The sequence below is a fragment of the Desulfarculus baarsii DSM 2075 genome (assembly GCF_000143965.1).
Classification (GTDB): domain Bacteria; phylum Desulfobacterota; class Desulfarculia; order Desulfarculales; family Desulfarculaceae; genus Desulfarculus; species Desulfarculus baarsii.
Genome location: NC_014365.1, coordinates 2661380 through 2677872, shown reverse-complemented (window position 1 = coordinate 2677872; position 16493 = coordinate 2661380). Strand labels below are relative to the sequence as shown.

Annotated in this window: 15 protein-coding genes and 1 riboswitch; of the genes, 11 read left to right on the top strand and 4 right to left on the bottom strand. The window is 66.6% G+C overall.

The window, feature by feature from the left end; all coding sequences use genetic code 11:
* Window positions 1-87 precede the first annotated feature (87 nt).
* The 5 genes from DEBA_RS12120 (at window position 88) to DEBA_RS12105 (ending at window position 4659) form a co-directional block, all read left to right on the top strand.
* Complete coding sequence (locus tag DEBA_RS12120) at window positions 88-1905, top strand: carbamoyltransferase family protein (RefSeq protein ID WP_013259228.1); 1818 nt, start codon at window positions 88-90, stop codon at window positions 1903-1905.
* A gap of 4 nt (window positions 1906-1909) precedes the next feature.
* Complete coding sequence (locus DEBA_RS12115; protein ID WP_013259227.1) at window positions 1910-2338, top strand: SxtJ family membrane protein; 429 nt, start codon at window positions 1910-1912, stop codon at window positions 2336-2338.
* Between the two features lie 22 nt (window positions 2339-2360).
* On the top strand, window positions 2361-2519 hold the full coding sequence (locus DEBA_RS18445; RefSeq protein WP_013259226.1) for a DUF5989 family protein: 159 nt from the start codon (window positions 2361-2363) through the stop codon (window positions 2517-2519).
* Between the two features lie 112 nt (window positions 2520-2631).
* The gene (locus DEBA_RS12110; RefSeq protein ID WP_013259225.1) at window positions 2632-3999 is read left to right on the top strand and encodes a PhoH family protein; all 1368 of its coding nucleotides are present in this window, start codon (window positions 2632-2634) and stop codon (window positions 3997-3999) included.
* Window positions 4000-4033: 34 nt separating this feature from the next.
* Window positions 4034-4233: riboswitch (cobalamin riboswitch) on the top strand.
* A gap of 111 nt (window positions 4234-4344) precedes the next feature.
* Window positions 4345-4659: a hypothetical protein gene (locus DEBA_RS12105; RefSeq protein WP_013259224.1), complete on the top strand. Its 315-nt coding sequence runs from the start codon at window positions 4345-4347 to the stop codon at window positions 4657-4659.
* Here the strand turns inward: DEBA_RS12105 and DEBA_RS12100 are convergent.
* Together DEBA_RS12100 and DEBA_RS18960 are read right to left on the bottom strand one after the other, a co-directional pair.
* Window positions 4656-6788: a cation:proton antiporter gene (locus DEBA_RS12100; protein WP_013259223.1), complete on the bottom strand. Its 2133-nt coding sequence runs from the start codon at window positions 6786-6788 to the stop codon at window positions 4656-4658. The genes DEBA_RS12105 and DEBA_RS12100 overlap by 4 nt on opposite strands.
* 16 nt (window positions 6789-6804) lie before the next feature.
* Entirely contained in the window at window positions 6805-8412 is a 1608-nt protein-coding gene (locus tag DEBA_RS18960) for a Gfo/Idh/MocA family oxidoreductase (RefSeq protein WP_013259222.1), read from the bottom strand.
* Between the two features lie 212 nt (window positions 8413-8624).
* Between DEBA_RS18960 and DEBA_RS12090 the strand changes: the two genes are divergently transcribed.
* Complete coding sequence (locus DEBA_RS12090) at window positions 8625-10238, top strand: ASKHA domain-containing protein (protein WP_013259221.1); 1614 nt, start codon at window positions 8625-8627, stop codon at window positions 10236-10238.
* Between the two features lie 59 nt (window positions 10239-10297).
* On the opposite strand, the gene DEBA_RS17210 is transcribed toward DEBA_RS12090, so the two are convergent.
* Together DEBA_RS17210 and DEBA_RS12080 are read right to left on the bottom strand one after the other, a co-directional pair.
* Window positions 10298-11605 (bottom strand): M48 family metallopeptidase, encoded by a 1308-nt coding sequence (locus DEBA_RS17210; RefSeq protein WP_050762343.1) that lies wholly within the window; start codon window positions 11603-11605, stop codon window positions 10298-10300.
* Between the two features lie 48 nt (window positions 11606-11653).
* Window positions 11654-11959: an MTH1187 family thiamine-binding protein gene (locus tag DEBA_RS12080; protein WP_013259219.1), complete on the bottom strand. Its 306-nt coding sequence runs from the start codon at window positions 11957-11959 to the stop codon at window positions 11654-11656.
* A 107-nt stretch (window positions 11960-12066) separates the two neighbouring features.
* On the opposite strand from DEBA_RS12080, the gene DEBA_RS12075 reads away from it, so the two are divergent.
* The 5 genes from DEBA_RS12075 (at window position 12067) to recR (ending at window position 16425) form a co-directional block, all read left to right on the top strand.
* A complete protein-coding gene (locus DEBA_RS12075; protein ID WP_013259218.1) occupies window positions 12067-12960 on the top strand; it encodes a hypothetical protein in 894 nt (297 codons plus the stop codon).
* Between the two features lie 75 nt (window positions 12961-13035).
* Entirely contained in the window at window positions 13036-13743 is a 708-nt protein-coding gene (locus DEBA_RS12070) for an SPOR domain-containing protein (RefSeq protein ID WP_013259217.1), read from the top strand.
* Window positions 13744-13867: 124 nt separating this feature from the next.
* Window positions 13868-15466: a DNA polymerase III subunit gamma/tau gene (dnaX, locus tag DEBA_RS12065; RefSeq protein ID WP_013259216.1), complete on the top strand. Its 1599-nt coding sequence runs from the start codon at window positions 13868-13870 to the stop codon at window positions 15464-15466.
* A gap of 26 nt (window positions 15467-15492) precedes the next feature.
* Window positions 15493-15813, top strand: a complete 321-nt coding sequence (locus tag DEBA_RS12060; RefSeq protein ID WP_013259215.1) for a YbaB/EbfC family nucleoid-associated protein — start codon at window positions 15493-15495, stop codon at window positions 15811-15813.
* Between the two features lie 6 nt (window positions 15814-15819).
* Window positions 15820-16425 (top strand): recombination mediator RecR, encoded by a 606-nt coding sequence (gene recR, locus DEBA_RS12055; RefSeq protein ID WP_280985128.1) that lies wholly within the window; start codon window positions 15820-15822, stop codon window positions 16423-16425.
* Window positions 16426-16493 lie beyond the last annotated feature (68 nt).

Here is a 16493-nt window from a genome sequence, read left to right as displayed (position 1 = left end):
AGCGTTTTTGTCACCATGTCGCCGTTTGACAAACAGATGGCGGCGAAATACCATCCATGACAATATTCGGCAGCGTTGGGATGTGATTTGAACATACTGGGAATATCTGGTTATTATCACGATTCGGCCGCTTGCCTGGTGCAGGACGGCCGCATTGTCGCCGCCGGCCAGGAGGAACGCTGGACCCGCGTCAAACACGACCACGAGTTTCCGACCAACGCCGCGCGCTACTGTCTGGAGCAAGGCGGGATCACGGCCGCCGACCTGGACGTGGTCGCCTTTTACGACAAGCCCCTGAGCAAGTTCGATCGCCTGCTGGAGACCTACCTGGCCTTCGCGCCGGCTGGCCTGCGCTCGTTCACCATGGCCATGCCCCTGTGGCTGCGGCAAAAACTCTGGCTGCCCGACGTGATCCAAAAAGAACTGGACTACGACGGCAAGATCATTTTTCCCGAGCATCATCAGTCGCATGCCGCCTCGGCCTTTTTTCCTTCGCCGTTTCAGCGCGCCGCCTTCCTCACCCTCGACGGCGTGGGCGAATGGACCACCACCTCGTGGGGCGTTGGCGACGGCAACCAGATCAAGATCAAGGCCGAGATCAGGTTCCCCCATTCATTGGGCCTGCTTTATTCCGCTTTCACTTATTTCACCGGTTTCAAAGTCAATTCGGGCGAATACAAGATCATGGGCCTGGCGCCCTATGGCGAGCCCAAGTATGTCGATGTCATCCTCGACAAACTCATCGACCTCAAGGACGACGGCTCATACAAGCTCGATATGCGATATTTCAATTATTGCCAGGGCTTGACCATGACCAACGACCGCTTCGCCAAGCTTTTCGGCGGGCCGCCGCGCAAGCCGGAATCACCCTTGACCCAGCGGGAGATGGACCTGGCCGCCAGCGTGCAAAAGGTCACCGAAGAAGTCGTCATGCGCACCGCCCGGCATATCCACGCCCAGACCGGCGAAAAGAACCTCTGCCTGGCCGGCGGCGTGGCCCTCAACTGCGTGGCCAACGGCAAGCTCCTGCGCGAGGGGCCCTTCGAGGAGATCTGGATTCAACCGGCGGCCGGCGACGCCGGCGGGGCCCTGGGCGCGGCCCTGTTCGCCTGGCATCAATACCTGGGCAAGCCGCGGCGGGCCACGGGCCGCGACGAGGCGCAGGCCGGATCGTACCTGGGCCCCGAGTTCGGCGAGGCGGAGATCGAGCGCTTCTTGATCGACGGCGGCATCCCTTTCCAACGCCTGGGCTGGGAGGAGTTGCCGCGGCGGGTGGCCCGGCTGATCGCCGACGAGAAGGTCGTGGGGTGGTTTGAGGGGCGCATGGAGTTCGGCCCCCGCGCCCTGGGCGGACGCTCGATTCTGGGCGACGCCCGCAGCCCCAACATCCAGTCGGTGATGAACCTCAAGATCAAATATCGTGAGTCGTTCCGGCCTTTTGCCCCATCGGTGCTGGCCGAGCGCGCGGCCGATTACTTTGACCTCGAGCGGCCCAGCCCCTACATGCTCCTGGTGGCTGGCGTGCGCCGGGAGTTGCAACGGCCCATGACCGACGAGCAGAAGCGCTTGTTTGGCATCGAAAAGCTGCACGTCGTGCGCTCGACGATCCCGGCGGTGACCCACGTGGACTATTCGGCGCGCATCCAGACCGTGCATCAGGAAACCAACCCCCTTTATCACGCCCTGCTACGGGCCATGGAAGAACTCACCGGCTGCGCCACGCTGGTCAACACCAGCTTCAACGTGCGCGGCGAGCCCATCGTCTGCACGCCCGGCGACGCCTACGCCTGTTTCATGCGCACCGAGATGGACTATTTGGCGTTGGGGCCGTTCTTGCTGGAAAAAACCAATCAGCCGGCCTGGCGCGAGGACGAAGACTGGCGCACGCGCTTTGAATTGGATTAGCCGCATGGGTTTTTTGGGCGACATCAAACAAGAATTCGGCCGGCTCGATCCCCAACGGCGCGATCTGCGCAACCTGGGCCTGGTCTTCCTGGTGGCCTTTGGGCTGATCGGCGGCCTGGGCTGGTGGGGCGATAGGCCCTGGGGCCCGTGGTCGGTCGGCCTGGGGCTTGTTTTCGGCGCCTGGGGCCTTGCCTGGCCGGCGGGCCTCAAGCCGGTCTATCGCCTGTGGATGGGCCTGGCCCTGGTGCTGGGCTGGTTCATGTCGCGGTTTTTGCTGTGCGTGCTGTTTGTTTTGGTGCTTACGCCCACGGGCCTGATTCTGCGCTTGTTGGGCAAGGATTTATTGGACTTGAAGCTCAAGGACCGCGACTCTTATTGGCGTTACTGCCCCGATGACCAATACGATCCGGCTTCCACCGAAAAGATGTATTGACAACCGGTTTGGAGAAGCGCCGGTGAGCAAACTGTCAGTTTTGGGCCAATTTTGGGGTTTTTTGAAGGAAACCAAGAAGTTTTGGCTGCTGCCGATCGTCGTCATGCTGGTGTTGTTGGGCGCGTTGATCGTGCTGACCCAGGGCTCGGCGGTGGCGCCTTTCATCTACGCCCTTTTTTGAGAAGCTAGCAGGCCAAAGCCCATGACCCACGCGATGTGCTACAACCCGCCCCGGCCCTGACGGCCGGCGCGGCGACGGGGCGGTGCGCCCGGAAAGGTGGAATCGCTGGCCGATGAAAAAGACCTTTGTCCTGGACACCAACGTGCTGTTGCACAACCCACGCTCGCCATTTGTCTTTGCCGAGCACAACGTGGTCATCCCCCTGGCGGTGATCGAGGAGATCGACGCCCAGAAAAAGCGTCAGGACGAGATCGGCCGCAACGCCCGCGAGGTCTCGCGCAACCTGGATCAACTGCGCGCCCTGGGGACGCTGGCCGACGGCGTGCCGTTGGAGGGCGGCGGCAGCCTGCGCATCGAGATCAATCACCGCAGCCTGCGTGGCCTGCCGCCCGAGCTGGACGTGCTGGATTTCAGCAAGCCCGACAACCTGATTCTGGCCGTGGCCCTCAATTTGGCCCAGGACCAGGCCAACGGCAACGTCACGCTGGTCTCCAAGGACTTGAACCTGCGCGTCAAGGCCGACGTGCTGGGCGTGCACGCCGAGGATCTGGCCAACGACAAGGTCGATTTTCGCCACCTGTACGGCGGCGTGGCCGAGATCGCCGCGCCTCAGGCCAGCCTGGACGCCTTTTTTCGCGAGCGCGCCCTGCCCCTGGAAGCGGATTGGGCGTTGCATCCCAACCAGTTCGTCATCCTGCGCGGCCGGGAAAAACCTTCGGCCTCGGCCCTGGCCCGGTTCAAGGACGGGGCTCTGCGCGCCCTGCTGGCCCAGAATGAACGTCAGTGTTTTGGGCTGGTTCCGCGCAACAAGGAGCAGGCCTTCGCCATGGAGCTGCTGCTGGACCCCGAGGTCAAGGTGGTGACCCTGGCTGGCGGCGCGGGCACGGGCAAGACTCTGCTGGCCCTGGCCGCCGGGTTGGAGCAGGTAGTCGAGCAGGGGGCTTATCGCCGCCTGCTGGTGACCAGGCCGGTGATTCCCCTGGACGGCCAGGATTTGGGCTTTCTGCCTGGCGACAAGAACGAAAAGCTACGCCCGTGGATGCAGCCTATCTACGACAACCTGCAGTTTTTGCTTAACACCGGCCCGGCGGTATCGCCCGGCGGCAACCGCCGGCTGCCCGGATTCGACAAGGGCCCCAGCCAGGATGTCGAGGAATATCTGAGCTATACCGGCAAACTGGAGTTGGAGGCCCTGACCTACATCCGTGGCCGCAGTATTCCCCGCCAGTTCATCATCGTCGACGAAGCGCAAAACTGCACCAGCCACGCCATCAAGACCCTCATCACCAGGGTCGGCGAGGGCTCCAAGATTATCTTTACCGGCGACGTGGAGCAGATAGACCACCCCTATCTGGATTCGGCCAGCAACGGCCTGACCAGGCTGGTGGAGCAAATCAAGGGCTCGACCCTCAGCGGGCATGTGACCATGCTCAAGGGCGAGCGTTCCGAGGTGGCCGAACTGGGGGCCAGCCTGAGCTGAACGTCGGCCCTTGCGCGGGCCGCTGTTTTGGGTGTAAAAATAAGTATTGGCCGCGCCCCCGCTGGGGGCGACGAGGGAAGACGGTGCGATTCCGTCACGGTCCCGCCGCTGTGACCGGGGACCGGCTCAGCCAGGGGTGTTTTGGGGCCCCAGCCACTGCCGCTCGCGGCGGGAAGGCGCTGCAAGCCGGGTCGATCCGGGAGTCAGAAGACCTGCCGGCCAGGCTAGGCGCGCGTTCCGGCGAGGCGACGGAGCGGGCGAGGTGGCTTATTGCGGCCGCCAAGTGATTGCAGGGCCACGGCCCCAGCCGCCTCGGGCTGGGGCTTTTTTGTTGGAGGACAGGAAATGGACGTGCAAACAGCTTGGCGCAACCTGGTGCTTTCGGCGGCTGACCTGGAAAACGGCGGCGGCGACGTGGCCGTGCTCACGGCCACGGCCCAGGCGGCCATCTCCCTGCTGCTGGAGTTTGAACCGGAGGCGATCGTGGCCCAGGCCATGGCCTCCGAGCAGCCGGGCAAGGCCTATATTCGCTGGATCATCTTCGAGGGCATGAAACTGGGCGGCCCGGAGATGGCCAGACTCAGCGCCCTGGTCGAGTATTGGAACGCCAACATGGCCCAGGCCCACGGCGATTTGGCCTTGCCGGTCAGGGCGGCTTAACCGGACGCGGCCGCGTTCGGGGCCGCGCCACCGCGATGGGCCAGCAACATCGGCCGTTGGCAGCGGCTTTGCACCTCCTGGGCCAGCGAGCCGAAGAACAGCCCTTGCCAGCCACCGCCGTCCATGGTCATGACCAACAGGTCGTGGCGCTGGGCCTCGGCGACGATGGCCTGGGCGCGGTTTTCGGCGGCCACGGCCAGGCCTCGCACCACCGGGGCCAGGTCTTCCTGGCGGGCCCACTGGTCCAGCTCATCCTCGGCGTCTTCCAGCTCTTCGTCGAGGGCGTTGGAGGCCAGCATGGTCATCAGGGTGATGCGGTGATGGCCCACGCTGGACAGGGCCCGCACCAGGGGGGCCAGGACGCGCAGGTCGTTGCGGTCGGCCACCGGGACCAGGATGCGCTCGGTGTGCAGGGCCCCGCAGGGCCGCGCCACGATCACCGGGCAGGGCGCCAGTTCGATCAGTTCGTCGAGGAACCGCTTGAACTCGCGGGCGGCGTTGTCTGGCGGCTGGGCCAGCAGGATGGCCGTGGCCGGGCCGGTTCGGGCCTGATGGGCGATGGCCTGGGCCGGATCGGTCGATTCGACGATCTCGCTGGCCATGGCCCCGCCCATGGAGCGGATCTGCTCGGCGGCGGTGGTCAACATGCTCAGCGTCTGGCTCTGGGGGCCATTGTCGCCCGGCGGCAACAGGCGCATGGCCGTGGGGCTGGCCTGGCCGCCGTGGGCGATGATCGCCGCCAGGCGGGCTAAAACGGCCGCGGTGCGGGCGTCGTCGAGCACGAAAAGCACCTGCCCGCGCGGCCGGGGCGGCGGCGTCAGGCGCTCCCAGGTCCACGGCGTCAGGAGATAGCCGTTTTGCGCATCCGGGCCGACGACGGGGCAGGCCGCCGCGGCGCTGGGGCCCAAGGCGGCCTCGTCCTCACCAGCCCGGCCGATGGCCCAACGGGCGCTGATCGGCCCCAAAACCTCGGCCAAGACCACTCCACCCAAGACCACCGGCGTGATGACCTGGGCCAAGTCGGCCAGTTGGCCATCGCCGCGCAAAATGAAAATCAAGCCGATGGCCACGTCCGCCTGGGAAAGCAGGGCCAGGCCCAGGTAACGCCGCACCTTGGCCTTCGCGCCGGCCAGGCTGGCCCCCAGCCACGCCCCGCTCACCTTGCCCAACGCCCGCGCCGTGAAATAAACCAGGCTGACCCCGCCGGCGGCGGCCAGCGCCCCCAGGTGTAGCGAGGCCCCGGCCATGGTGAAGAACAATACATAGATCGGCGGCTCGAAGTCGTTGATGGCCCGGAACAGGCGCACGTCGCGCTGGCGACGGTTGACGATCAGGCAGCCGGCGGCCATGCCCGCCAGCAGCGGCGACAAGCCCAGCCACAACGCGGTCACGCCGCAGAGGAGCAACAGCGCCAGGCCGGCGGTGAGCATCTCGCCGCGCCGGCGCAGGCGGCGGGTGGTCATGGCGATGGCCAGGCCCGCGCAGAGCCCCAGGCCCAGCGACAGGGCGCTGTCGGCCAGGCTCACGCCGACAGCGGCCCACAACGAGCCGCCGGCCGCGCCGGTCAACTGGCCGGCCGCGCCCATGGCCAGGCCAAAGACGGCCAGGGCCACGGCGTTGTTGACGGCGATGGCGGTCATGACGGCGTTGGTCAGGGGGCCGGCGGCGCGCAGCTCGCGCAGGACGTGCATGGTCGTGGCCGGGGCCGTGGCCACCGAGACCGCACCCAAAAGAGCGGCTAAGGCCAGATAATCGCTGGCCTGCCACGTGGCCGGGCCCAGGCCGCCCAATTCGGCGGCCAGAACGCAAGCGCTGGCGACGCAGGCAAAGGCCAGGCTCGTTTCACCCAGGCCGACCAGGGTCACCCGCATGAGCGCCGAGCGCAGCTTGGCCCATTCCAGGTGCTCGCCCACGCCAAAGGCGATGAGCATGATGGCCAACTGACTGAAATGACCGAGGTCTTCGGCCAAAATTCGCGGTGAGAAAAGCGCCAGGCCCGACGGCCCCAACAGCGCCCCGGCCAAAATGTAGCCCGTCACCGAGGGCAGGCGCAGGCGCTGGGCCAGCTTGGCGCAGGCAAAGCCCGCAGCCAGCAACACGCCAAGGATCAACGCGCTTTGCGCGGCCAAGCGACGCTTCCCGGCCCTAGAGCTCGGCCGGTTCTTGACTCGGGCGGACCGCGCCGCGTTCGAGCAGGTAGTTCTCGCCGCAGGCGACGCAACGGGCCGTCTGGCCGTCGTCGAAGTTGAGCCGCACGCCGCAGCGGCACATCCAGCCGATCTGCCGGGCCGGGTTGCCAGCCACCAGGGCGAAATCGGCCACGTCGCGGGTGACCACCGCGCCGGCGGCCACGAAGGCGTGACGGCCCACCGTGTTGCCGCAGACAATGGTGCAGTTGGCCCCCAGCGTGGCCCCGCGGCGCACCAGGGTTTTGCGATATTGATCCTTGCGGCTGATCTCGGCGCGGGGGTTGTAGACGTTGGTGAAGACCATGGACGGCCCGCAGAACACGCCGTCCTCCAGCGTCACGCCGTCGTAGACGCTGACGTTGTTTTGGATTTTGCAGCCACGGCCGATGGTCACGTTGGGGCCGACGACCACGTTCTGGCCCAGGCTGCAATTGTCGCCGATGCGCGAGCCGCTGATGACGTGGGCGAAGTGCCAGACGCGGCTGCCCTTGCCGATGACGCAGCCGTGATCGATGACCGCCGTGGGGTGGACGGTGTAGCCCTGGTCTTGCTGCTGGCCATGTTCGCCGTGGCCGGGTCGCACGGGCGCGCCGCCGTTTACGAGCGAGCGGTGGCAGGCGTCCAGCACGGCCAGCACGGCCAGGCCTTCCTTGCCGTCGGTGCGGGGCTGGAGCCCCGTGCGGATGCATTCGACAAAATGGAGGCATTCGTTTTTCAGCGGCTCGGCCGGCGCCAGGGCGATGACCTGGGCGTCCATTTTTTCGGGCACGGGCAGGCGGTGCTGCCAACGGATGCGGTGGGGGTAGAACAGGAGCTTGTCCTTGGGCGCGGTGTCGTCGAAGACGGCCATGCCCTCGGTGCCCACCACGACAAGCTTCTGTTCCTTGAAGGGGTGCAGCCAGTTGACGAAAATATGGGCCTTGACGCCCGAGGGAAAGCTCAGCGTCGAGACGGTGACGTCGGCGATCTCGGGCTGGAGATAATTGCCGCCGAAACTGGTGACCTGTTCGGGCGTCTCGCCGGTCAGGGCCAGGATCAGCGAGACGTCGTGGGGCGCGAACGACCAGATGATGTTCTCTTCCTGGCGAATTTTGCCCAGATTGAGCCGGTTGGAGTAGATGTATTGCAACTGGCCCACCTGGCCGCCGTCGACCATCTCCTTCAGGCGGATCACCGCCGGGTGATAGTGCAACAGATGGCCGACCATCAGGGTCAGGCCCTTGGCCTCGGCGGCGCGCACCAGTTCGCGGCCCTCGACCATCTCCAGGCACAGCGGCTTTTCGACGAAAACATGCTTGTTGTGGTGCAAGGCGGCGGCGACCAGGGCCGCGTGGGTCTCGGCCGGGGTGGCGATGGCCACGCCCTCGATGGCCGGATCGGCCATGGCCCGCTCGGGGTCGTCGTGGAGGGTCACGTCGGGGTGGGCCTGGGCCACGGCGGCCAGGCGCTGGGGATCGGCGTCGGCCACGGCGGCCAGCGCGCCGATGGAGGCGAAGTTGCGCACCAGGTTCTTGCCCCAATATCCGGCCCCGATCACGGCGACGTTTTTTTTCACGGCGGTCATGGCGTTTGGCGGTCCTTTTTGGCAATGTGGCGTTGGCAAAATCGGAGCAAGCCGGCCCCGCGCGAAACTACAATATGAATTTAGCAAGTTAGGCGGCCGGCGGCCAGCAAAAATCTCGGCGTCGCGGGCTGGTGGGCCCGGCGCGCGCCCGGTTTGACAAACCAGGCCAACCCTGCAATATTTCCCTGGAACCTTCGTGGAGGCAGCCGCCCATGCTCCAAGGCCAGAAACTGCATCTGACGCTCAGCGCGCCCAGCCTGAAAGACAACACCGCCACCATCGACCGCCTGGCCAAGGCCGTGCGCCAGGCCACTGGCCAATGGCCGGTCGTGTCCGTGGGTCGCGCCTGGCCCCTGGCCCAAGTCATCCGCCAGGCCGGCGGCGACGTCACCGCCAGCTTGGTTCACGGCCCGGCCGGGCTGGTTTTGGTCGATGTCGAACCGGGCGACCAGAGCGCCACGCCCGTCGCGGCGGACATCCTGGCCCGCGTGGATGAGGTTCCGGCCGGCCCGTGGGGTCAAAGCGGCCTGGGCGTGGCCTTGGATATCGGCTCGACCCACTTGCAGGCCACTCTGCACGACCTGGCCTCGGGCCAGGAACTGGCCAAGGGCACGCTGATGAACCCCCAGACCGCCGTGGGCAGCGACATCCTCACGCGCATCCACGCCGCGGCCAGCCCCGAGGGCGCCCAGCGCCTGCACGGCATGCTCGTCGGCGCGGCCCAGGAGCTGATCGAGCGCATGTGCGCCCAGGCCGGCCGCCGGACCGCCGAGGTGGTGGGCATGGTGGCCGCCGGCAACACCACCATGACGCACTTTTTTCTGGGCCTGGACAGCCAGTCCATCTGCCGCGAGCCCTATATCCCGGTGATCAACCGGCCCGCGCCGTTTTTCGCCAGCCATATCGGCCTGGCCCTGGCCGAGGGCGCGGTGGTCTGGTGCATGCCCAACGTGGGGGCCTACTTCGGCGGCGATCTGGTGGCGGGCATTGTCGCCGCCGGCCTGCATCAGCGCGAGGACGTGGCCATCCTGGTGGACGTGGGCACCAACGCCGAGGTGGTGGTGGGCAACCGCGACTGGCTGATCGCCTGCGCCGGCGCGGCCGGCCCGGCCCTGGAAAGCGGCGTGGCCAAACGCGGCGTGCTGGCCCAGCCCGGGGCCATCGAGGGCGTGGTCATCGACCCGCAAACTTTTGCGCCCACGCTGCGAATCATCCCCGACGCCGACGGCCGCGCGCCCAAACCCAAGGGCCTGTGCGGCTCTGGCCTGTTGCAGCTTCTGGCCCAGCTCTATCTGACCAGGGCCATGGACATGCGCGGCAAACTGACGCTGGCCGATCACCCGCGTTTGGTGGTCGACGAAGACGGCGTGCGGGGTTATCTGGTCGTGCCGGCCGCAGACTCCGCCAGCGGCGAGTCCATCGTCATCGACGAGATCGAAATCGACATCCTGCTGCGCTCCAAGGCGGCGATGTACACCATCCTGCGCACGGTGCTGCTGGAGGTTGGCCTGCAATTCGAGGATCTGTCGGCCTTTTTCGTGGCCGGGGCCTTTGGCGCGGTGATCGACCCCGAGACCGCCATCACCCTGGGCATGCTGCCCGATCTGCCCCGAGAGCGCTTCGTCACCCTGGGCAACAGCTCGCTCAGCGGCTGCCAGCGCCTGTTGCTGGAGCCGGCGGCCAGGCCCCAGGTGGAGGCCGTCACCGACAAGCTGACCTACCTGGAGCTCAACGTCAACCAGATGCTGATGAACCGCTTTTCGGCGGCGCGCTTCATCCCCCACACCGACGCCAGCCGTTTTCCCAGCGTGCCGGCCTATCATTAGCACGGTGTCGAAAAAGGCCATCCTGGCCTTTTTCGACAACCCGCCAGGGGCCGGCCCGCTCAGCGCAGGGCGCGCAGGCGTTTGGCCGCGTAATCGCCGGCTTGGCCTTTGGGGTCAAGCTGGCGCACGGCCTGGTAGATGGCCTTGGCCTTGTCGCGCTCGCCCAGCTTTTCGTAGCACAGGCCGATCAGAAAACGATTGTCGTTGTTGGCCAGGAATGTCTCGGCGTTTTTGGTGGCCGCCAGGGCCGGGCCGAACTGGTTGTTGACCAGATAGGCCGCGCCCAGGACGTGGTTGGTCTCGTAGAGGTCGGGCCGCAGGGTCGCGCCCTGGCGGGCGTGCTCCAGGGCCGGGCCGAATTGGCGCAGGTCCAACTCGACGCGGGCCAGCCTGGCCTTGAACAGGCCCTCCTGGGGCAGCATGGCGCTGGCCTGGCGATAATTTTGGGCCGCCCGGTCGTAGCGTTTGGCTTGATAATCGTCGTCGGCTTTATCCATGGCCGCGTAAGCCGGCTTGCGGGCCTTTTGCCGCGCCAGGGCCTGGTTGAAGTCGCGGGTGTTGTAGGCGCGGGCCGTGGCCCAGCCCAGCTTGATTTTCAGATCGTCGCCGGCGTTTTCGATGCGTTCGGCGCTGAGCGGGTGGCTGGCCAGCAAGGTCTCGACGGCGCTGGGCTCGCGCTTTTGCAGCGATTGAAACAGGTTCAGCACGTCCACGGCGGCCTTGGGGTTGTAGCCGGCGCGAGCCATGTACTCCATGCCCAGGGCGTCGGCCTCGCGCTCTTGATCGCGGGAGTAGCTGGCCAAGAGCAACACGCCGCCGACGTTGGCGGCCATTACGCCCAACTCACGATAATCGCTATCGGAAACAGCGATGGCCACGCCCAGCACGGCGGCGGTGACCAATACGCCACGGGTGTATTGAGCCGCCGAATGGCGCGCGGCCACGTGGCCGATCTCGTGCCCCAGCACGAAGGCCAGTTCGTCTTCGCTGTTCATGCGGGTGATCAGCCCGCGGGTGATGGACACCTTGCCGCCGGGGATGGCGTAGGCGTTGATCTGGCTGGAGTTGACGACGTTGAACTCCCACGGCAACTCGGGGCGGTGGCTGTTTTTGGCCAGCCAGCCGCCAACCCGCCGCACGTAGGCCTGCAAGCCTGGGTCATCGGCGGGCAACCCGTTGAATTGCTGTGTATATTTTGGATAAAGCTCCGCGCCCTTGGCCAACTCCTGGTCCTCGCTCATCAGCGAGAATTCCTCCGCGCCGCTGACCGGATTTTTGACGCAGCCGGTCACGATCAAGGCCAGGGTCAGCAGGGCGGCCGTCAGGGTTGCGCGCCAATGTTTGGTGGTCCACCGCCAGGTCATCATTGCCTCCCGCCATAGATTAGCCTAGACTCCCGTTGATGACAAGTCTTTTCAGGCCCGGCCCAATTTTTCGCGCACGCTGGCCACCTTGGCCGCGGCCGCGGCCGGCTTGTCGCGGCGGTCGTCTATCTGTATGACCGTCAACACCCGGTCGGCGCCGCTGGCGAAGGGCAGCTCGTGAACTTTGGCTATGACGCCCAAAAGCGTTTCCAACGGCCCTTCGATGATCGTGCTCATGGGCGTCAGTTGGGCCTCGATGCCTTCTTCCGCCAAGACGCGATGAATATCGGCAACATAGCTGGAGAGGCTTGTCTGGCCCGTGCCCAACGGGGCCACCGAAAATTGGATTATGGCCATTTTTTATGCTCCTGTTTGCTGGTTGTAAGGCAAAAGGCCCTGGGGTATATTGAAGGCTAACGGCATGGCGGACAACTGCTTTCCGCCGCCCCATCCGAGAGGAATCCATGCAGCCCCGCTTCGATTACACAACCCTTGGCGACGAGCAACTTTTCGAGATGCTGTTCTGGGCCGAAGACCGCCTGGACCTGGAAGCCGTCCAGGAAATCGCCAGCCGTGACAGCCTGTTGCCCTATCTGGCCCAAGTGGTCATGGACAAGCAGAGTTGGTTGAGCGAGTTGCCGGAGTGGTGGGCGGTGGTGCACTGCTCCTACATCCTGGGCCTGCGTGGCGACGACGACGCCGTTTTGCCGATGCTGGCGGTGCTGCGCTGGTCCGACGCCTTTGATTGCGACTGGGTCACCGAACTGCTGCCGGCGATCTTTGGCAAGCTGGGCCCCAAGGCCATCGCCGGGCTGACGGCGGTCTGCCGCGACGGTTCGGCCGGCTGGTCGGCTCGCGACCTGGCCATGAAGGGTCTGGCCGCCATCAGCATCGACAGCCCGGAAAGCGCCGCCCATGTCTTCCGTATCATCGGCGAGCGTTTCATGGACGAGGGCGAGGACCGCGTCGTGCGGCAGTTGGCCGGCCAAATCCTTCTGGATTTCCGCCGCGTGGATTATCGTCTGGCCCTGCTCAGCTTTGCCCGCGAGGAAAACGTCATCCGCAACCAAGACTCGTGGTACCTGGCCGGCTTCGGCCCCGAGGACGTGGAGTGGGCCTTTCGCAACCCCGAGCAGGATCTGTGGCATTATCAAGAAGACTGGATGCGTTTCTACGATCCGGCCGAGGTTCAGCGCCGGCAAAAGCGTTGGTCCCGCGAGCGGCTGGGCGGCAAGAAACAACCCATCGACCGCATGAGCCACGGCGGCGGCCACGTGGTGCCCATTACCCGTAACGGCAAAAAGCTCGACCCCCCGCCCACCGGCGACGAGCACACCGACGACCCCGGCTCCAAGTAGCGGCTTGGCCTCGGGGCTAGGCCGTGTTATCCTGTGACGACGCCGCTGAGGGCGTTGAAGGGATGGGAGGAGCGAATGTTGGGGCGCGATGTTTTGGCCGTGGCCCTGGTGGCGCTGTTGTTGGGCTTGGTGGGCTGCGCGGGCAAGGAGGCCCCGGCCGTGGCCGGCCCGGACGACGCCAAGGCCCTGGCCCACTACGACAAGGCTCTGACCATGAAGGCGGCCAACGAGGCCGACGCCGCCGCCCGTGAGCTGCAACGGGCCCTTCAGGCCGATCCTGACTTATACCAGGCATATTATCAGCTTGGCCTGATCTACCAAGACAGCGGACAGCCCGAGGTGGCCCGCCGTGTCTGGCAAACCGGCGTGGAGCGGGCCACGGTGGGCCCCGAGCGGCCCGATTACCCCCGCGAGCGGGCCGTGGCCGAGATGCGCGCGGCTCTGGCCGGCTTGGAGGCCGCTCCGCCGCTGGTCGAAGCGCCGCCGGCCCAGAGCCCGTTGCCGCCGCCGGTGGCCGCGCCCACCGCCGCGCCAGCCGCCACGACTGGCGGTCAGTGGGCGGTGCTGTTTTCGTCCAACCTCAAAAAAGCCAGCGCCGATGGCGACGTGAACTTGCTGAAAGCCAAGGGCTTTTCGGCCAGTGTCAAAAAAGTCAGGCTCAAGGGCAAGGCCTGGCTGCGGGTGGTGGCCGCCTGCTGCACGTCCAAGGACCAGGCCCGCGAGAATCTGCGCAAGATCCAACAGGCCACCGGCCGCAAGGGCTTGAGCCTCATCAGGCAATGAGTATTTTGCGGTGGGCCGATTGACAGCGCGGACGGGCAATGTTATGGTTATCGAGGTCGTTGGCTGACAAAACAGATACAAATCAAATAGTTGCGCCTGACGCGCGCATCGGAGCGCCCCCCGCGTGAGCTATCTAGTCCTGGCCCGCAAGCATCGGCCGGCCACCTTTTCGCAGGTGGTGGGCCAAGAGCACGTGACCGCCACCCTGGCCGGGGCCATCGCCAGCGGCCGGGTGGCCCACGCGTTTTGCTTCACGGGGCCGCGCGGCGTGGGCAAGACGTCGGTGGCGCGCATCTTGGCCAAGGCCCTCAACTGTCAGCAAGGCCCCACCGATCAGCCCTGTGGTGTGTGCGTCCACTGCCGCGAGATCGACGAGGGCCGGGCCGTGGACGTGCAAGAGATCGACGCGGCCAGCAATTCGCGTGTGGAGGACGTGCGTGAGCTGCGCGAGGTGATTCGCTTCCGCCCTCAGTCGGCGCGCCACCGGGTGACGATCCTCGACGAAGTGCACATGCTCAGCAAGGCCGCCTTCAACGCCTTGCTCAAAACCCTCGAGGAGCCGCCGGAACACGCGGTGTTCATCCTGGCCACCACCGACGCGCACAAGGTGCCCCTGACCATTCTTTCGCGCTGCCAACGCTATGATTTCAGACGCTTGGCGCCCCGAGTGCTGACCGAACACCTGGCCGGCGTCTGCCAGGCCGAGGGCTTCGATCTGCCGCCGGAGAGTCTGGCCCTGCTGGCCCGCGAGGCCGACGGCTCGGTGCGCGACAGCCTCAGCTTGTTGGATCAGGTGCTCAGCGTGGGCCGACAGGGCCTCCGCCACCAGGATGTGGTGCAACTGCTGGGGCTGATCGACCATGAGATGGTCTGGCGCACGGCCGAGGCCGTTTTGGCCGCCGACGCCGGGCAGGTGCTGGAGCTGGTCTCGCGGGTCTACGCGGCCGGCGGCGAGATGCAGGCATTTTACGGCGCGCTGATGGAGCATTTCCGCAACCTGGCCGCGGCCAAGAGCGCTCCGCCCGGGGCCGACCTGTTCGGCCTGACCGCCGAGGAAATCGCCGAGCTTTCGCGCCAGGCCCAGGCCCACAGCCCCGAAACCCTGCACGAGATCTTCGACCACCTGGCCGCCGGCGAGGAGATGTTCCGCCGGGCCAGCCAGCCGCGCTTGGTCATGGAGATGACCCTGCTCAAGCTGACCCAGGTGCGGCCGGTGTTGGCCCTGGATGAGATCATCACCCGCCTGGCCGCCGGGGCCGAGGCGCCCGGCCAGGCCGTGCCGCGCGCCGTGGCCGATCCACAGCCGGCCGCTGTCCAGTCTCCGTCGGTCCAGCCGGCCGCGGCCAAGGCCATGCCATCGCCCGAAACGGCGCTGCGCCAGTTGGCCGAGTTTGTCGGCCGGGGCGAGCCGGTTTTTGGCAGTTATCTGGCGCGGGCCGTGGCGGCCGGGCGCGGCGACGGCCTGGCCATCACCATGCCGCCAGGCCCGGCGGCGCGCTATTGCAACGCCGAACACGAGGCCAAGTTGTCCGCCGCCGCCGCCGATCTGTGGGGCGCGCCCAGGGCGGTCAGCCTGACGCCGGGGCGGGAGGAGCCTCCGCCGCCGCCGACCAGGCAGACCCTGGAGCAGGTGTCCGGCGTGGCCGAGCACCCGGCGGTGCGGGTGGCCATGGAGGTCTTCGAGGCCGAAGTGGTGGCCATCAATCCCATCGAGCAAAAATGAACCAACCAGATCGAGGAGCAAGATAGATGATTCCCCGGGGCGGCATGGGCAACCTGGTCAAGCAAGCCCAGAAGATGCAGCAGAAGATGCTGAAAATGCAAGAGGAATTGGCCGAGCGTCAAGTTTCGGCCCAAGCCGGCGGCGGCATGGTCGAGGCCACGGTCAATGGCCGGGGCGAGCTGATGGCCCTGCGCCTGGACCAGGAGGTGGTCGATCCCCAGGACGTGGACATGCTCTGTGACCTGGTCATCGCCTCGGTGCGCGAGGCCCAGCGCCGGGCCCAGGAGATGATGCAGGAAGAGATGGGCAAGCTCACCGGCGGCATGTCCATTCCCGGCCTGATGTAACGCGCCGTGTATCCCCGCGCCGTCGAGAACCTCATGGGCGCGCTGTGCCGCTTGCCTGGCATCGGCCGCAAGACCGCCGAGCGCCTGGCCCTGCATCTGGCCCGGGCCCGGCCCGAGGAGGCGCGGGCCCTGGCCGCGGCGGTGGCGCGGGTGGGCGCGGAGGTCAACACCTGCGCGCGCTGTCGCAACCTGGCCGACCGCGATCCATGCGCCATCTGCGCCGACCCGGCCCGTGATTCCGGGCTGCTCTGCGTGGTCGAGTCGCCGGCCGACCTGGCGGCCATGGAGGCGGCCGGGGCCTATCGGGGGCTCTATTTCGTGTTGTCCGGGGCGCTTTCGCCGTTGGATGGCGTGGGACCGGGCCAACTGGGTCTGGACGCCTTGACGCGGCGGGCGGCCGAGGGCGTGCGCGAATTGATCATCGCCACCAACTCCACCGTCGAGGGCGAGGCCACCGCCGATCTGGTCGCCCAGAGCCTGGCCCGGCCGGGGCTGTTGATCAGCCGGCTGGGCTACGGCATGCCCGTGGGCGGCGACTTGAAATACATCGACGGGCTGACCATCGCCCGCGCGCTGGAGTCACGCCGGCGGCGGGAGCCGGGCGGTTCGTAATCGCCTGACGTCCAGCCGCGGCGAATCATCGCCCGCGAAACCGCGCAAGCTGGTTTTGCGGGCGATGG